This is a genomic window from Pseudomonas sp. WS 5411, assembly GCF_012985595.1.
Taxonomy (GTDB): Bacteria; Pseudomonadota; Gammaproteobacteria; order Pseudomonadales; family Pseudomonadaceae; genus Aquipseudomonas; species Aquipseudomonas shahriarae.
Map to the genome: position 1 here is coordinate 45094 of NZ_JAARMC010000025.1, position 15749 is coordinate 60842.

The following is a 15749-nucleotide window of genomic DNA, read 5'->3' on the forward strand; positions in this document are numbered from 1 at the left end:
TAAATGCCGCCAAAAGGACATGAAAAGGCCGTTCGCCGCAGCATCCCCGGGCTCGCCAGCCTGCCGCGCCCGGTGTATGGCCGCACCGAATCCCTGCCCAACCGCGCCCTGACCCGCCGCCATAGCCACCCGTGGGTGCAGTTGTCGTATGCGATTTGCGGGGTGCTGGAGATCCACACCAGTGCCGGGCGCTTTGTCGCCCCGCCGCAGCGCGCGGTGTGGATCCCGGCGGGGGTGCCCCACCGCGTGTTCAGCTCGCCCCACACCGAAATGCGCAGCCTGTACCTGGACTGCAGCGTGACGAGCTGGGCCGTGGAACGTTGCCAGGTCCTGGCGGTAAGCGACCTGCTGCGCGAGTTGATCCGCCGTTTCAGCGAACTGCCGGTGGAATATGCCGAAGACGGCCCGGACGGGCGCCTGGCCCTGGTGCTGCTGGACCAGTTGGCCGCCGCGCCGCAGGTTGACCTGATGCTGCCCCTGCCTGTGGACAGCCGGCTGCGACAGATCTATCGCAGCTTGAGCCTGCACCCGGAACAGGCAACCACCCTGGGGCAGTGGAGCCAGAAGTTGGGGGTCAGTGAGAAAACCTTGAGCCGGTTGTTCTTGCGCGATACCGGCCTGACCTATCGCGCCTGGCGCCAACGGCTGCGACTGCTCAGCGCCCTGCCCGACCTGGAACGCGGGGAACGGGTGACGGATGTAGCGCTGGGCTGTGGGTATGAGTCGGTTTCGGCGTTTATCGCGGCGTTTCGCCAGCAGTTTGATGCGACGCCAGGGGAGTTTTTTCGCTGATTGAATACCGCGGCTTTTGACCGTCCACAATCCCCCTGTGGGAGCGGGCTTGCTCGCGAAGACGGTGTGTCAGTCGATAAATTCAGTGACTGAACCACCGCCTTCGCGGGCAAGCCCGCTCCCACAGGGGATCTTGGCCGGGCACAGTATTTTGGCCACACCCCCCTTCAAATGTGGGAGCTGGCTTGCCTGCGATGGCGGTGTACCTGTCATCAATGAGAGTGACTGGACCACCGCTATCGCGGGCAAGCCCGCTCCCACAGGGGATCTTGGCCGGGCACAGCGTTTTGGCCACACCCCCCATCAAATGTGGGAGCTGGCTTGCCTGCGATGGCGGTGTACCTGTCATCAATGAGAGTGACTGGACCACCGCTATCGCGGGCAAGCCCCGCTCCCACAGGGGATCTTGGCCGGGCACAGCGTTTTGGCCACACCACCCATCAAATGTGGGAGCTGGCTTGCCTGCGATGGCGGTGTACCTGTCATCAAAGAGAGTGACTGGACCACCGCTGAATCGCGGGCAAGCCCGTTCCCACATTTTTGACGTCAGCGCAACAAAGACGAGCTCGCACGCACCTGCAGCTGCGGCGCCACCTTGATCGACTCGACAGCCTCGCCCTCGATGCGCTTGAGCAGCAGTTCAACCGCATGGCGGCCCATCTCTGCCAAGGGCAGGCGCACGCTGGTCAGGGGAACCATCAGTTCGTTGGCCAGCGGTATGTCATTGAAGCCCACCACGGCAATGTCCTTGCCCGGCATCAAGCCCTTGTCACGCGCAGCACCCATCAGGCCGATGGCCAGGAAGTCATTGACCGCAAAAAACGCCTGGGGCCGTGGGTTCAGGCTCAGCAGATACTCGCCCTGGCGATGCCCGGTCAGGCTGTCGAAAGGACCATTGAGCGTCCACTCCGGGCGTAGCGTGATGCCTTGCTCACGGTAATAGCGGGTAAACCCACGGGTGCGATCCGCCCCGGTCGAGGCGTGCCGCTCACCCGCCAGAATGGCCACATCGCGACAGCCCAATTGGTACAAGTGCTCGGCCGCCAACCAACCGCCCAACTCATCGTCACTGCACGCCGCCAGATGCCCGGCAATCTGCCGGCTGACCAACACGTAGGGGATGTGCTTGCGCGCCAACAGGTCGAGCAGCGGCTGGCTTTCGCCCACATGGGAGTCGCCGACGATCAGCCCGGCCACCGAGCGGCGCAAGGCGTGCTCGGCACGCGCCATCTGGCGTGGCTGCTGGTCGTCGGTATTGGAAACGAAGGTGAGGTAGCCGGCCTGTTCGGCGGCACTGTCGATGCTGTCATAAATGGTCGCCATCACCAGGTCGGTGAGCCTGGGCATGAGCACACAGATTTCCTGGCTTTTGCGCAACTTCAGGCTCGATGCCTGGGTGTTCGGCCGGTAATCCAGCTCTTTGGCCAATGCACGAATGCGCGCCACCACTTCGGCCGAGGCCGCTCGCTCGACCCCGGCCGGGTCGCCATTGAGTACCCGGGACACCGTGGACACATGCACACCCAGTGCGGTCGCCATGGATTTCAGGGTGGCAGGGCGAGATGGGCTCGGCATGGTGGAGAGGCTTCCAACTGTCTGATATTTAGCGCGCAGATTCTACCCGAACGGGCGTGTCGCAGCCGCAGGTAAATTTTTACCCAAACGTTTGACTAAAATTTTTACGCGCCTTACATTTCGCCAACCCAAACGTTTGGGCAAACAATAAAAAATACGCCGGACGCGGCCGACTTTTTGACTTCTGCCATCATTTTGAAGAGTCAGATCCCTATGAACAGCCCCGCTATCCCGTCTTTCCGCTACCAGATTTTCTTCCTCATCATGCTGATGGCACTGCTCAACTACATCGACCGCGGCGCGATTGCCTATGCGTCGGCGAGCATTCTGCCCGAGTACGGTTTCGACAAGGCCGACTGGGGCAACGTGCTGGGTTACTTCGGCTACGGCTACATCCTGGGGGCATTGGTCGGTGGCATTCTGGCCGACCGTTTTGGTGCCAAGCGCATCTGGCTGATCGCCGGCGCCACGTGGTCGATCTTTGAAATTGCCACGGCCTTTGCCGGTGACTTCGGGCTGGCGTTCCTCGGCGGCTCGGCCATGGCCGGTTTCGCCACGATCCGCGTAATGTTCGGGTTTGCCGAAGGTCCGGCGTACTCGGTGATCAACAAGAGCGTGGCCAACTGGGCCACGCCCAAGGAGCGCGGTTTTGTGGTTTCGGTCGGCCTGCTCAGCACCCCCTTGGGGGCACTGCTCACCGCACCAGTGGCCGTGGGCCTGCAAACCCTGACCGGCAGCTGGCGCAGCATGTTCGTGGTGCTGGGCGTGGCCAGTCTGGCGCTACTGATCTATTTCATGACCCGTTTCACCAACACCCCGGATGAAAACCCGCGGGTGTCCAAGGCCGAACTCGACTTCCTGCGTAAAGAGCGCGCCGAAGCCGCCAATGCCTCGACCCCCACCACCAGCGTCGCGCCGGTCTGGCACTTCTTCAAGAACAAGGACCTGCTGCTCAATGCCATCGGTTACTTCTCGTTTGTGTACGTGACGTTCCTGCTGCTGACCTGGACCCCCAAATACCTGCAGGATGAGTTCCACTACAACCTATCGTCGCTGTGGTACATGGGCATGATCCCGTGGACCGGCGCCTGCTTCACCGTGCTGCTGGGCGGCAAAATATCGGACTGGCTGCTGCGCCGCACCGGCAACCTGAAAGTCGCCCGCAGTTGGCTGGCCGCGACCTGCCTGCTGCTGACAACCCTGTGTTTCATCATGGTGTCCCAGGCCCAGACCGTCTGGGGCGTGATTGCCTTGATGACGTTGGCCAACGCCTTAAACGCCCTGCCCAACTCCGTCTACTGGGCCGTGGTGATCGACACTGCGCCGTCCAATCGGGTTGGCGCCTACAGCGGCATGACGCACTTTATCGCCAACACCGCTTCGTTTATCGCCCCGATGCTCACGGGCTACCTGACCGTGCATTACGGCTATTCGTCGATGTTCGTGGCCGCCGCAGTGGCCACGGCGCTGGGCATGAGCGCAATGCTGATGGTGCGCCCAGGCGGTCGCCAGGTCGCCCCACCCTCTGTACCCGCAGCTGTTTGATGGAGTTGTTTATATGAGCCTGGTGAAGCCTACCCACGCTGGATATTTTTGCGGTCAGTCGATCATCACGCTGGCCGAGCGCCTGCGGGCTGGCAGCGTGACCAGTGTCGAGCTGACGCAAGCCGCCCTGGACAGCATCGAGCGCTTGAATCCGCGATTAAATGCGTTCGTTCAAGTCGATGCCTGCGTCGCCCTGGCCCAGGCGCGCAAGGCCGACGCGCTGTTGGCCCAAGGCCTGGACCTGGGCCCGCTGCACGGCATGCCGGTCGCGGTCAAAGATAACATCGACACGTTTGACTACATCACCACCTACGGCTCCGCGCATTTCGAGGGTTTCCAGCCGGACCGCGATGCCCTGTGCGTACACCGGGTGCGCGAAGCCGGGGCGGTGATTATCGGCAAGACCCTGACCCACGAATTCGCCTACGGCCCGACCGGCGACCGCTCGTTGCAAGGTGCTGCACGCAACCCGTGGGATGCCCGTTGCATCACTGGCGGCTCCAGCGCCGGCAGTGCCGCGGCGGTGGCCAGCGGCATGGTGCCGCTGGCCCTGGGTACCGACACCGGCGGCTCGATCCGGATCCCTTCGGCCTTGTGCGGCACGGTCGGCTTCAAGCCCTCGTTTGCCTGCGTGCCGGTGGACGGGGTGTTCCCGCTGTCATCGAGTCTCGACCACGTAGGCCCCATCGCCAACCATGTCGAAGATGCGCGCCTGTTGTTCGAGGTGTTGGCCGGACGCGCCGGTACGCCTGCAACCAACCCGCAGCCGCTGCGGGTTGGCTGGATGACTTGCCCCAGCTTCGGCCCGGTCGACGCCGATGTGCATCAGCAGATCTATGGTGCGGCGCAGCAGCTGTTTGGCGACGCACTGCAGGAGACCGACGAACTGCACCACCTGGCGGCGGGCATGAAAGATACCCTGCTGACACTGCAACGTGCCGAGGCCTTCGAGGTGCATGCCGAACGCATGCGGGATGCGCCGCATAAGTTTGAACAGGAGGTACGCGAGCGTCTTGAGGTATCGGAGGAAGTCAGAGGCTGGCAATACATTCGCGCACAGGCCAGCCAGGCGCAGTACAAAGCGGCGATGGCGCGCCTGTTCGAACACTATGACTTGCTGGTTTCGCCCAGCGTGCCGATTACCGCGACTGAGGTAAATGCACGCAAGGTGCGGGTGGGCGAACAGGACATTGATGTACGCGCCGCCGTGCTCAGCTATACCAGTGCCTGGAACCTCACCGGCCTCCCCGCGCTCAGCCTGCCGGTGGGGCACGTGAGGGGCATGCCGGTGGGGTTGCAGGTGATTGGCGCCGCTGGCGCGGATGATCAGCTGTTGCAGGTGATGAGCAGGCTGTTTGTGCGGGAGTGAGGGCAAGACCCCACAGGTTGAATGTGGGATCAGGTCTTCAGCCTATTCGCCTGACGAAGCCAGAATCGCCTGCAACAACACATCCGCCCCCGCTGTGGACCAGTGCGGGTGGATCTCTTCCGCCTCGTTATGGCTCAAGCCATCCACACACGGCACAAAAATCATCGCCGTCGGCGCGACCTGGTTCAGGTAGCAGGCATCATGCCCGGCTCCGGAAATCATGCGCCGATGGCTATAGCCCAAGGCCTCGGCCGCAACCTGCACCACGTCCACGCAGTCTTTGTCGAAGGCAATCGGTGCGTACTGGAAGATCTGCTTGACGCTGGCCTGCAAGCCAATCCCCTCGGCGATGCGCGCCACTGCTGCGTGCAGTTGCTGATCCTGCACGGCCAGCACCGCTTCATCGGGATGGCGGAACTCGACGCTGAAAAACACCCGCCCCGGCACCACGTTGCGCGAGTTGGGGAAGATATTGGCCATGCCCACCGTCGCCCGCCCCTCGGCGCCTTGGGCCAGGCCGATCTGGTTGACCGCCTCCACCACCCGGGCAAAACCCAGCAGAGCATCCAGGCGGTGATCCATGGGCGTGGTGCCGGCATGGGCACTGCGCCCGCTCAGCTCGACTTCATACCAGCGCTGGCCCTGGGCGCCGGTGACCACACCGATGGTCAGGTCCTGGGCCTCAAGGATCGGGCCTTGCTCAATATGCAGTTCATACGCCGCATGCACCGCCTGGCCGCCCACGGGGTGCGGGCCGGCGTAGCCGATCTGTTGCAGTGCCTGGCCGATGCTTACACCGGCCTTGTCTTCGCGGGACAAGCCGTACTCCAGGTCGAACACCCCGGCATACACCCCCGAAGCAATCATCGCCGGGGCAAAGCGCGAGCCTTCTTCGTTGGTCCAGTTGACCACCTCGATCGGCCGGTCGGTCTCGATGCCCAGGTCGTTCAAGGTGCGCAGCACTTCCAGGCCGGCGAGTACGCCGTAGATGCCATCGAACTTGCCGCCCGCCGGTTGCGAGTCACCGTGGGAGCCGGTCAGCACCGGGGCCAGGTGGTCATGCCGGCCGGCGCGGCGGGCGAAGATATTGCCCATGGCGTCCACACGGATGCTGCACCCGGCCGCCGTGCACCAGGCCACGAACAGGTCGCGGCCGCGCCGGTCTTCGTCGGTCAGGGCCAGGCGCGAGACGCCGCCCTTGGGCGTGCCGCCGATCTGCGCCATTTCCATCAGCGAGTCCCACAGGCGCTCGCCGTTGACCCGGGCCAGGGCGCTCACGAGCGCGGCTCCCGGGGCTTGGCGTGGTAGCGGAAGTCACAGCTTGGCGCGCCGCCCATGATGGTCTGGGTGCGCGTCAATTCAATATTGGGGTTGTAGCCGACGATAAACAGCTCGTCGCGGTTGCACGACAACAGGTGGCCGATCTCGCCCAGGCCCATCTCGTGGTACATCTCGGCATAGCGGCAGCGCTTGACGTCATAGTCGTAATGCTCGGCGTCGCTGGCGATGACCTCGACTTTCAGCGCGTCGTCCTTTTCCCACAGCACTTGCAGCTCAACGAAGCTCTTGAGGTCGGCGCCCTGCTCTTCCTGGGCGGCAAAATGCTTGCCGGCCTGGATCGCGGCGTTGCCCACCGCTTCGCCAATCACCGCTGCGGCAAAGGCCTTGCCCTGCTCGCGCACGAGGATTTCGTAGATCGGCTTGATGATCTCGGCTTCGATGCGCCGGCGGGCCAGGATGCCCAGTTCACCTTCGAGTTTGCTCATTGCGTGCCTCATTCAAATGGCTACGAAGATCCAATGTTGGTGCTCCACATGGGGGAGCTGTCTCGCCGGGTGAGACAGCTCCCACTTGGGACGCTCCTACGCTTAGATCCAGCGCGTTACTTTTTGCCGCCAGCCACGCTTACCGGCTGCCATTGATTGGCCTTGACCTGGTAAACGGTGAACGACGGGTTCTGTAGATTGCCCTGGGCATCGAACGCGAGGGTCCCGGTCACGCCCGGATAGCTGATGGCGCGTAGGACCGGCAGGTACTTCTGCGGGTCGGTGGAGTTGGCCTGTTCGATGGCGGCGATCAGCACGCCGACACCGTCATAGGCAAACGGCGCATGCAGCTCGATATTGCTCTTGAAACGCGCCTTGTAGGCGTCTTCAAAGGCCTTGCCACCCGGCATCTGTGCCACGGCCAGGCCCGGCTCCAGGGCGATTACGCCCTCGCCTTCGTTCTGCGCCAGTTGCAGGAAGGTCTGGCTGACAAAGCCGCCCGCGCCCATCAACGGTGCCTTGATCCCCAACTGCTTGATGCGTCGGGCCAGCGGTGCAGCCTGGGAGTCGACGCCGCCAAAGAAGATCAGGTCGGGGTTTTGCCCACGGATATTGGTCAGCACCGCACTGAAGTCGATGGTCTTGTCGTCCACGTATTCACGGGCAACCACCTTGGCGCCACCGGCCTCGATGGATTTGACGAACTGGTCCGCCAGGCCCTGGCCGAATGCGGTGCGGTCGTCGATCACGGCGATACGCTGCGCCTTGAGGGTCTTGAGCGCGTAGTCGCCGGCGACCTGGCCGCCGTCATCGTCATGGCCCATGATCCGGAAACTGGTGTCGAAACCTTGCTGGGTATAGGCGTGACCGGTGGCCACTGGCGCGACCTGGGCAATCCCGGCGTCATGGTAGACCCGCGCGGCCGGGATGCTGGTGCCGGTGTTCCAGTGACCGACCACGCCAACTACGCCTTCGTCCACCAGGCGCTGGGCCACGGTGACGGCGGTGCGTGGGTCGGACTGGTCGTCTTCGGAAACCAGTTTGTACGTGACCGCTTCGCCGTTGATTTTCGGATGCTTGGCGTTGGCCTGGTCAATCGCCAGTTGCGCACCGTTTTCCAAGTCTTTGCCGATCCGCGCCGACGGGCCGGTCAAGGGCCCGGCCAGGCCGATCAGGACCGTCTGATCGGCCTGGGCCACACCGCTCAGGGCCAGGCTCAACAACAGTACGCGTTTGAAGGGGGCAGTCTTGTTCATCAGTTTTTCCTGTTTCTCATCAGGCCCTCATGGCCTGTGGGGTGGGCGAAACACGCCGGGCGTCCGGTGGCGTTTGTTATGGGGTTATTCACCGAGGTAGGCACTGCGCACCTCGGGGTGGTCGAGCAATTGCGCGCTGGCGCCGCTGAGGCTGATGCGCCCGGTGTCCATCACGTAGGCGCGGTCAGTCACTTGCAGCGCAAGGCGCGCATTCTGCTCCACCAGCAGCAGGGTCATGCCCTGGCGGCAGACATCATCAATCACCTGGAACAGCTTTTCGACCATGATCGGCGCCAGGCCCATGGATGGCTCGTCGAGCACCAGCAACCGCGGCTTGGACAGCAGCGCACGGGCCAGGGCGAGCATCTGCTGCTCGCCCCCGGAGAGCAAGCCGGCCGATTGCTGCAAGCGTTCCTCCAGGCGCGGGAAGTGCTCGAACAACTGGCGGATTTCCAGGTTCACCTGGTGCGGGTCGCGGCGCAGGAACGCCCCGGCCTGAAGGTTTTCCAGCACGCTCATGCGCGCAAAAATGCCGCGCCCTTCGGGCACCATGGCGATGCCCAGGGTCAGGCGCTCATGGGGCGCCAGGCTGAGGATCGAGCGCCCGGCAAAGCGGATCTGCCCCGCAGCGGCCGGCAGCAACCCGGTCAGGGCCTTGAGGCTGGAGCTTTTGCCGGCGCCATTGGCACCGATCAGCGTCACCCGTTCGCCTTCATTGATATGCAGGTCCAGGGACTTGACCGCCTCGATGGCGCCGTAGCGCACCTTCAGGCCGTCAATCTGTAACAACGCTTCAGACATGGGCGCCGGCTCCCAGGTAAGCCTGGATCACTTGCGGGTGGCGGCGCACTTCGGCAGGCGCGCCCACGGCGATCACGCGGCCGTAGTCCAGCACGCTGATGCGGTCGCACACGCCCATTACCAGCTTCACGTCATGCTCAATCAGCAGCAGAGTGTGGCCGTCGTCGCGGATCTTTTCCAGCAGGCTGCGCAGTTGCACTTTCTCGCTGGCATTCATCCCGGCAGCCGGCTCGTCGAGGGCCAACAGGCGCGGCTCGGTGGCCAGGGCGCGGGCAATTTCCAGGCGCCGCTGATGGCCGTAGGACAGGCTGTCGGCGCGGTAGTGGGCAAACCCGGCGAGGCCGACATAGGCCAGCAAGCGGTGGGCGTGGGCGCGGGTCTGCGCCTCTTCCTCGCGCCCACGCGAGTGCCCGCTCAAGGCCGCCCACACGCCGTTATGGGTGCGCACATGGCGCCCGACCATGACGTTTTCCAAGGCGCTCATGGCGTTGAACAGGCGGATATTCTGGAACGTACGCGCAATGCCGGCGCGGGCCACCTGGTGCACCGCCGTGGGCTGGTACTCCTGGCCGTCGAGTTGAAAGCGCCCGGAATCCGGGGTGTACAGCCCCGTCATCACATTAAAGAAGGTGGTCTTGCCGGCGCCATTGGGCCCGATCAGGCCGTAGATTTCCCCGGCCTCGATACTCAGGCTCACGTCATCGAGCGCAGCCACGCCGCCAAACTGTTTATTGACCTTCTCGATCTGCAATAACGGATGATTCAAGGTGCACCTCCTGTGCGGCTCGGCCAGAGGCCGGCGGGTCGATACAGCATCGCCAGAATCAGCGCCAGGCCGTAAAACAGCTGGCGAATAATCTCCGGGTCCACCAGCACTTGGCCAAACAGCGCCTGCTGCAAGGGGCCCATGCTGGCGCGTAACGCTTCGGGCAAGGCTGCGAGCAACACGCAGCCCAGAATCACCCCGGGGATATGCCCCATGCCGCCGAGCACCACCATGGCCAGCACGGCGATGGACTCGTTGAGGGTGAAGGATTCCGGTGAAACAAAGCCTTGGAACGAGGCAAACAGCGCCCCGCTGATACCGCCGAACGCCGCGCCGATGGCAAATGCCAGCAGCTTCAGGCGCAAGGTATTGAGGCCCATGGCCTGGGCCGCCTCTTCATCCTCGCGGATCGCCATCCAGGCGCGGCCGATGCGCGAGCGCTCAAGGCGAATGCAGGCAAACAGGATCAGCACCACCAGCGCGGCGAACAGGTAGTAATAGAGGTAGACCGAGGGCAAGCGCAGGCCGAACAGTTCCTGGGTACGCCCCAGGTTGACCCCCAGTAGCGTCACCGGGTCGACCTGGGCGATGCCCTTGGGGCCATTGGTGAGGTTCACCGGGCGGTCGAGGTTGCGCAGCAGGATGCGGATGATTTCGCCAAACCCCAGGGTGACGATGGCCAGGTAGTCGCCGCGCAGGCGCAGGGTCGGCGCCCCCAGAATCACGCCGAACCCGGCCGCCAGCAGCGCGGCCAGCGGCAAGATCAGCCAGATCGAGGTGTGCATGCCCTCCGGCAGCAGCGCCAGCAAGGCCGGGAACTGTTGCACCAGATGGGGCGATGACAGCAAGGCCGCCAGGTAGGCGCCCACCGCGTAGAAAGCGATAAAGCCCATGTCCAGCAAACCGGCATAACCCACCACGATATTCAGGCCCAGGGCCAACATGATGTACAGCAGGGCAAAGTCCAGGGTGCGCACCCAGGTATTGCCGCCGGCATGCCCGACAATCCAGGGGGCCAAGACCAGGGCCAGGGCGAACAGCAGCAGCCCCAGGCTGGCGCGTTTGCTCGAAGGGCTCATAGCGGTTGCCAGGCTCATGCGCGGGTCGCCAATCGTTCGCCCAACAACCCCTGGGGCCGCAACACCAGCACCGCGATCAACACGATAAACGCGAACACGTCCTGGTAGTTGCTGCCGAACACACCGTTGGTGGCAGCCCCCAGGTAGCCGGTGCCGAGGGCTTCGATCAGCCCCAGCAGCAGGCCGCCGAGCATCGCGCCCTTGAGGTTGCCGATGCCGCCCAGCACCGCCGCGGTAAACGCTTTGATCCCGGGCAAAAAGCCCATGTAGAAATGCGCGCTGCCATAGTTGCTGGCCATCATGATGCCCGCCAGCGCGGCCAGGGCGCCGCCGATGGCGAAGGTCATGACGATGATGCGGTTCGGGTTGATGCCCATCAGGCTCGCCACTTGCGGGTTCTCGGCCACGGCGCGCATGGCCCGGCCAAAGCGCGTGCGCTCTACCAACAGCAGCAAACCGAGCATCAGGCTTAACGCCACGCCAATGGTGGTCAGTGCGGTGGCATTGGTCACGGCAGCGTGGGTGGCATCGCCAGCGAGTACTTCGATAGGTTCCAGGGGCAGCAATTGCGGGAACATCTGCGGGTTACGGGTCCAGACCAGCATCGCCACGGTCTGCAACAACAGCGACACGCCGATCCCACTGATCAACGGTGCCAGGCGCGGCGCGTTGCGCAAGCGCCGATAGGCAACACGCTCGATCACCACCGCCAGCACCGCACAAAAGGCCATGGCGATCATCGCCGCCGTCAGCAGCAACAGCACCGGCGGCATATCCGGCCAGGCTGCCTGCAGCACGCGGATCACCGACAGGCCCACCAGTGCGCCGATCATCAACACATCGCCATGGGCAAAGTTGATGATGCGCAAAATGCCGTAGACCATGGTGTAACCCAAGGCGACCAGCGCGTAGAGACTGCCCGACAGCAAGCCGTTAAGCAGTTGCTGGATAAACGCATCCATGAGAACCATCAACTCCCTTTACAAAAAACGTCGTGGCCAAGGCGCGCCGACTAAAAAGCCCGAGCGCGGAACACTAGTTATTTATTCTGTTTTTATCAAATATCTGAAGGGAATATGGTTATACCAAATACAAAACCCCCTATACACGGGATCTTTTTGCGCTTTATTTATCTTTTTACTTAGTATTTAATTCAATACATGAATAATTTAGAACAGTTAGCCAACGATCCGCCTCTACGGGCCGTGCGTACTTTCGAGGCCTTTGCCCGCCACGGTGGTGTCAATGCCGCCGCCCGCGAGCTTGGGGTGTCGCCCTCGGCTGTCAGCCATCAGTTGCACTTACTCGAGAGCTTCCTGCAACAGCCGCTGACGATGCGCAAAGGCCGCAACCTGGGCCTGACCGAAGAAGGCCGCGAGTACTACCGGGCGATTCGCTCGGCATTCGCGGTACTGCGCAGTGCCACCGAACACGTGCGCGAGAAAAGCGCGACACGCCAGGTCACCATCAGCCTGATCCCGATGTTCGCGACCAACCTGTTCATCCCGAGCCTGGCGCAGTTTTTGAGCGCCAACCCGGCGCTGGATATCAACATCACCTACGCCAACCACCGCAGCTACCCCAGCGATGCCGCCGACCTGTCGATCCGCTTCGGCACCGGGCACTGGCCGGGTTATCACAGCGAGCCCCTGATCAGCGGCGCGGTCACGCCGTTCTGCAGCCGCGAATTCCTCCAGCGCCACGGCCCTATCGACAGCCCCCAGGCCCTCAGCGAACTGCCCCTGCTGCACGACGAAGAGCGCGGTACCTGGGGCCAATGGTTCGATGCCGCCGCGATCAGTCACAGCAACACACACAACGGCCTGCTGCTGGAGGACGGCCAGTTGACCCTGGTCGCCACCCGCACCGGCCTGGGCTGCTCGCTGCTGCGCGCGCCGTTGGTGGCGCCACTGGTGGCTACGGGTGAGCTGGTGCAATTGTTTGACCTGCAGGTGGATGACGGTCGCCAGTATTACCTGTGCCGCCGAGCCACCAGCGAGCTGTCGAGCGAGGGCAATAACCTGTATGACTGGATCAAGGACCGCTTGGGCCATAGCCCCGTGTAGGAGCACCTCATGCACGAACGGCATCCCTGTGGCGAGCGGGCTTGCTCGCGCTGGGTCGCGTAGCGGCCCTAAAAATGGGACTGCTGCGCAGTCCAACGCGGGCAAGCCCGCTCGCCACACTTTATTTGTGCTTACCAACTGAACAGCATCGCGTTTTCCGGCCCGTGTATCATCAGTGCGGGCTCGCCGGTATGATCCGAGGCTCCAGAGCCTCATTGGACCCACCCTTATGCCCGGCGCCTTTACCCGCCCCACTCCCGCCCCCTTGCTCAGCCAGGGCGAGACGGTGGTGCTGTTCGACGGGGTCTGCAAACTGTGCAATGGCTGGGTCAGGTTCCTGATCCGCCATGACCGCCACCGGCGTATTCGCCTGGCGGCCGTCCAGTCGCCCGAAGGCCAGGCACTGCTCGCCTGGGCCGGCTTGCCCCTGGATCAATTCGACACCCTGGCGGTGATTCGCGACCAGCACTACTGGGTCCGCTCCAACGCAGTCCTGCAGATCATCGCCCTGCTGCCCATGGCCTGGCGGCCGCTACAGTTGCTGCGGGTACTGCCACGGGTACTTCGTGACTGGGCCTATGACCGCATCGCTCGTAACCGCTATCGGCTTTTTGGCCGGTACGACAGCTGCCTGCTGCCCGATCCTGATCATGCGCAACGCTTCTTGAAAACCCCGCGATGAGCACACTGACACGCATCAACTGGATCGCACGGGCGGGTCTGGCGTTCATGTTTGGCTACCACGGCCTGGTTCCCAAGCTACTGTGGCTCAGCCCTGGCGAAAGGACCATGATCCTGGCCCATGGGATCGAGCAGGTAGAACTGTTCGCCACATTGGCCGGCGTCGGGGAAATTGCCCTGGCCTTGTGGCTGCTGCTCGCACCGCGCAGTCCCTGGCCGTTGCTCCTCGCCGCAACGTCGCTGGTCATCCTGCTGCTGGATGTCGCGCTACTCAATCCAACGATGCTCAGGGATGCCTTCAACCCGGTCTCACTCAATATCGCCGGCCTCGCCCTGTGTGCGATCGCCTGGCACACCCGGCCTACATCATCAGTTCGAGCAACTGCCACGGGGTCATCTTCGTCACCATGATCAGCACGATCACAAACATCCCCAGGAACCCGAGTATCCCCAGCCAGAACCATCGCCTGTACACGCTGTGATACTCGGCACCGACCTCGTTGCCTGCAACATCGGCGTTGGCTGCGATGACCTGTAGGCGCTTCTGCAACACCAATACCGGGAGCCATAGCACCCCCACGCACAAGAAAATGATCAGCGCCGTCAGCACCCACCCGGTCGTCAAAGGAAGGCCAGTCAGCCGGGTCAGCAGGTAGCCCGTGACTATCTGTATAAAGCCGGCAGGCGTGGTGATCCAAGTGTCGAACCGCACCACCATTCTGGCCACCTGAGCGATCACCTGGGGATTGGCCGTGCGGCTGGCGGCAATCAGATAAAGGTATGACCCCATGCCAAACCCGAACAGGAACACCGCGGCGATGACATGCAGGTACTTCAAGCCCAGATAAAGCATGCTCAACGCTTTCCGTCAGCGCATTGCAGGGTGAGGCACAAATTTTGCGGGTCGTTGATGGCAGTCATGTACTCGTCGACGTTAATTTCGCCGACACACGCCCGGGCACCGGGTTCGGGCAGATAGCCTCCGGACATTTTTGCGGCCAGGGCGACGGCGGCACAGCTTGGTATTTCCGGCCCCTTGTCATTCAGGGCCGTCAACTGCAGCGTCATGGACAATGGCCTACCATCAAGACCAAGCCCCTGCACGTCGATGTACATCGCACTTTTGCCATCGCCAAAGCGTTCGAACCAAGTCCCCAAACGATGCAGTCTGCCCGCCCAGGCCGCATGATCACGTACCAGCCCCGTACGCAGTGCCTGGGCCAACAGGTAATTGGCGACACCGCCCAGCTTCAAGCCCGCGCCCGCCTTGAAGGCCAGGGTATGGGCGCCATAGCGGCTGGCGAAAATATCCATATCTGGCACATCGACATTGGCCAATAGCCGGGTACCCAGGCCAGGCATCTTGCGTAACGTCAGATCCTGCCAGCCCAACACCTCATGCACCTGGCCATCTTTCAGTTGTTTGATCGGCTTGCCAGCGTAGGCAAGCACGCCTTCGACGGTAGACAGGCCAGGCATCTTCGCCGAAGAAGAAATGCCATGCTCGATCGCATCAATGCGCTGGAAGTGATGCCGCTGCTGATCGATCAGAGCTGCCGACAACGTCGGCACCGAGCTGCAACCGCTGAGGATCGCCACCCCCGCTTGCCTGGCGCGCGCATCCAGCACGCCAATGCCGTTGACAAAGGTGCGACAGTCCGAGAGGTCACAGTAATTGACACCCGCGTCGATGCAGCTCTGGGCTACGGCATAGGACTGCCCCTGGAATGGACCGCCGGTATGGATCACCAGGTCGATCGCCATCGAGCCCAGCGCCGCTCGGAACTCGCTGCCCATCGCATCGCCGCACCAATACTGACAGGTACGCCCTGTTTGCGTGTCTAGCGCTTGAACCTTGCACAGCAACTTGACCCGGTCGCGCCCTGATATCACCAGGTCAATACCTGGCATTCCAATCAAATGCCGACTGACGATGGAGCCGAAATTGCCGTACCCACCGATCACCATCACCCTGAACCTCATGTATCTATTCCTTGAAAGACGGGATCCCGCAGAGCTTCCCTGATATCAGTTGAGCGGGCAAGTCTTGGCG

The 15749-nt window shown here is 62.9% G+C and carries 16 protein-coding genes; 6 read left to right on the plus strand and 10 right to left on the minus strand.

What is annotated here, in order from left to right; genetic code table 11:
- The first annotated feature begins 3 nt into the window (after positions 1-3).
- A complete protein-coding gene (locus HBR93_RS23325) occupies positions 4-792 on the plus strand; it encodes a helix-turn-helix transcriptional regulator (RefSeq protein ID WP_115127996.1) in 789 nt (262 codons plus the stop codon).
- 546 nt (positions 793-1338) lie between these two features.
- Here HBR93_RS23325 and HBR93_RS23330 read toward each other — a convergent pair.
- The gene (locus HBR93_RS23330) at positions 1339-2367 is read right to left on the minus strand and encodes a LacI family DNA-binding transcriptional regulator (protein ID WP_120732577.1); all 1029 of its coding nucleotides are present in this window, start codon (positions 2365-2367) and stop codon (positions 1339-1341) included.
- A gap of 213 nt (positions 2368-2580) precedes the next feature.
- On the opposite strand from HBR93_RS23330, the gene HBR93_RS23335 reads away from it, so the two are divergent.
- Together HBR93_RS23335 and HBR93_RS23340 are read left to right on the plus strand one after the other, a co-directional pair.
- On the plus strand, positions 2581-3912 hold the full coding sequence (locus tag HBR93_RS23335) for an MFS transporter (protein WP_169961182.1): 1332 nt from the start codon (positions 2581-2583) through the stop codon (positions 3910-3912).
- A gap of 13 nt (positions 3913-3925) precedes the next feature.
- Entirely contained in the window at positions 3926-5281 is a 1356-nt protein-coding gene (locus tag HBR93_RS23340) for an amidase (RefSeq protein ID WP_169961183.1), read from the plus strand.
- Positions 5282-5323: 42 nt separating this feature from the next.
- Here HBR93_RS23340 and HBR93_RS23345 read toward each other — a convergent pair whose 3' ends face one another.
- The 7 genes from HBR93_RS23345 to HBR93_RS23375 all read right to left on the minus strand — a co-directional run bounded on the left by HBR93_RS23345 (position 5324) and on the right by HBR93_RS23375 (position 11911).
- Positions 5324-6559: an allantoate amidohydrolase gene (locus HBR93_RS23345; RefSeq protein WP_169961184.1), complete on the minus strand. Its 1236-nt coding sequence runs from the start codon at positions 6557-6559 to the stop codon at positions 5324-5326.
- Entirely contained in the window at positions 6556-7047 is a 492-nt protein-coding gene (locus HBR93_RS23350; RefSeq protein ID WP_169961185.1) for an L-2-amino-thiazoline-4-carboxylic acid hydrolase, read from the minus strand. Before HBR93_RS23350 ends, HBR93_RS23345 begins: the two co-directional genes overlap by 4 nt.
- A gap of 116 nt (positions 7048-7163) precedes the next feature.
- Complete coding sequence (locus tag HBR93_RS23355) at positions 7164-8303, minus strand: branched-chain amino acid ABC transporter substrate-binding protein (protein WP_115127991.1); 1140 nt, start codon at positions 8301-8303, stop codon at positions 7164-7166.
- 84 nt (positions 8304-8387) lie between these two features.
- The gene (locus HBR93_RS23360) at positions 8388-9104 is read right to left on the minus strand and encodes an ABC transporter ATP-binding protein (RefSeq protein ID WP_057438694.1); all 717 of its coding nucleotides are present in this window, start codon (positions 9102-9104) and stop codon (positions 8388-8390) included.
- Positions 9097-9870: an ABC transporter ATP-binding protein gene (locus HBR93_RS23365; RefSeq protein ID WP_029292970.1), complete on the minus strand. Its 774-nt coding sequence runs from the start codon at positions 9868-9870 to the stop codon at positions 9097-9099. The genes HBR93_RS23360 and HBR93_RS23365 overlap by 8 nt, the downstream gene beginning before the upstream one ends.
- The gene (locus HBR93_RS23370) at positions 9867-10967 is read right to left on the minus strand and encodes an ABC transporter ATP-binding protein (protein ID WP_169961186.1); all 1101 of its coding nucleotides are present in this window, start codon (positions 10965-10967) and stop codon (positions 9867-9869) included. Before HBR93_RS23370 ends, HBR93_RS23365 begins: the two co-directional genes overlap by 4 nt.
- On the minus strand, positions 10964-11911 hold the full coding sequence (locus HBR93_RS23375; protein ID WP_057438696.1) for a branched-chain amino acid ABC transporter permease: 948 nt from the start codon (positions 11909-11911) through the stop codon (positions 10964-10966). Before HBR93_RS23375 ends, HBR93_RS23370 begins: the two co-directional genes overlap by 4 nt.
- 198 nt (positions 11912-12109) lie before the next feature.
- On the opposite strand from HBR93_RS23375, the gene HBR93_RS23380 reads away from it, so the two are divergent.
- The 3 genes from HBR93_RS23380 to HBR93_RS23390 all read left to right on the plus strand — a co-directional run bounded on the left by HBR93_RS23380 (position 12110) and on the right by HBR93_RS23390 (position 14107).
- On the plus strand, positions 12110-13015 hold the full coding sequence (locus HBR93_RS23380) for a LysR substrate-binding domain-containing protein (RefSeq protein ID WP_169961187.1): 906 nt from the start codon (positions 12110-12112) through the stop codon (positions 13013-13015).
- A gap of 229 nt (positions 13016-13244) precedes the next feature.
- Positions 13245-13697, plus strand: coding sequence for a thiol-disulfide oxidoreductase DCC family protein (locus HBR93_RS23385; protein WP_057959884.1), 453 nt, complete (start codon positions 13245-13247; stop codon positions 13695-13697).
- Complete coding sequence (locus HBR93_RS23390; RefSeq protein ID WP_057959885.1) at positions 13694-14107, plus strand: DoxX-like family protein; 414 nt, start codon at positions 13694-13696, stop codon at positions 14105-14107. Before HBR93_RS23385 ends, HBR93_RS23390 begins: the two co-directional genes overlap by 4 nt.
- On the opposite strand, the gene HBR93_RS23395 is transcribed toward HBR93_RS23390, so the two are convergent.
- Both HBR93_RS23395 and HBR93_RS23400 read right to left on the minus strand, forming a co-directional pair.
- Positions 14058-14549, minus strand: a complete 492-nt coding sequence (locus tag HBR93_RS23395; protein ID WP_169961188.1) for a DUF2269 domain-containing protein — start codon at positions 14547-14549, stop codon at positions 14058-14060. The genes HBR93_RS23390 and HBR93_RS23395 overlap by 50 nt on opposite strands.
- A gap of 2 nt (positions 14550-14551) precedes the next feature.
- On the minus strand, positions 14552-15679 hold the full coding sequence (locus tag HBR93_RS23400; RefSeq protein ID WP_169961189.1) for a saccharopine dehydrogenase: 1128 nt from the start codon (positions 15677-15679) through the stop codon (positions 14552-14554).
- Between the last annotated feature and the right edge of the window lie 70 nt (positions 15680-15749).

Bases quoted from the DNA above. Each gene is read 5' to 3' on its own strand.
- HBR93_RS23325 (WP_115127996.1), top strand. From the start codon at position 4: ATGCCGCCAAAAGGACATGAAAAGGCCGTTCGCCGCAGCATCCCCGGG.
- HBR93_RS23330 (WP_120732577.1), bottom strand. From the start codon at position 2,367: ATGCCGAGCCCATCTCGCCCTGCCACCCTGAAATCCATGGCGACCGCA.
- HBR93_RS23335 (WP_169961182.1), top strand. From the start codon at position 2,581: ATGAACAGCCCCGCTATCCCGTCTTTCCGCTACCAGATTTTCTTCCTC.
- HBR93_RS23340 (WP_169961183.1), top strand. From the start codon at position 3,926: ATGAGCCTGGTGAAGCCTACCCACGCTGGATATTTTTGCGGTCAGTCG.
- HBR93_RS23350 (WP_169961185.1), bottom strand. From the start codon at position 7,047: ATGAGCAAACTCGAAGGTGAACTGGGCATCCTGGCCCGCCGGCGCATC.
- HBR93_RS23355 (WP_115127991.1), bottom strand. From the start codon at position 8,303: ATGAACAAGACTGCCCCCTTCAAACGCGTACTGTTGTTGAGCCTGGCC.
- HBR93_RS23360 (WP_057438694.1), bottom strand. From the start codon at position 9,104: ATGTCTGAAGCGTTGTTACAGATTGACGGCCTGAAGGTGCGCTACGGC.
- HBR93_RS23370 (WP_169961186.1), bottom strand. From the start codon at position 10,967: ATGAGCCTGGCAACCGCTATGAGCCCTTCGAGCAAACGCGCCAGCCTG.
- HBR93_RS23375 (WP_057438696.1), bottom strand. From the start codon at position 11,911: ATGGATGCGTTTATCCAGCAACTGCTTAACGGCTTGCTGTCGGGCAGT.
- HBR93_RS23380 (WP_169961187.1), top strand. From the start codon at position 12,110: ATGAATAATTTAGAACAGTTAGCCAACGATCCGCCTCTACGGGCCGTG.
- HBR93_RS23385 (WP_057959884.1), top strand. From the start codon at position 13,245: ATGCCCGGCGCCTTTACCCGCCCCACTCCCGCCCCCTTGCTCAGCCAG.
- HBR93_RS23390 (WP_057959885.1), top strand. From the start codon at position 13,694: ATGAGCACACTGACACGCATCAACTGGATCGCACGGGCGGGTCTGGCG.
- HBR93_RS23395 (WP_169961188.1), bottom strand. From the start codon at position 14,549: ATGCTTTATCTGGGCTTGAAGTACCTGCATGTCATCGCCGCGGTGTTC.
- HBR93_RS23400 (WP_169961189.1), bottom strand. From the start codon at position 15,679: ATGAGGTTCAGGGTGATGGTGATCGGTGGGTACGGCAATTTCGGCTCC.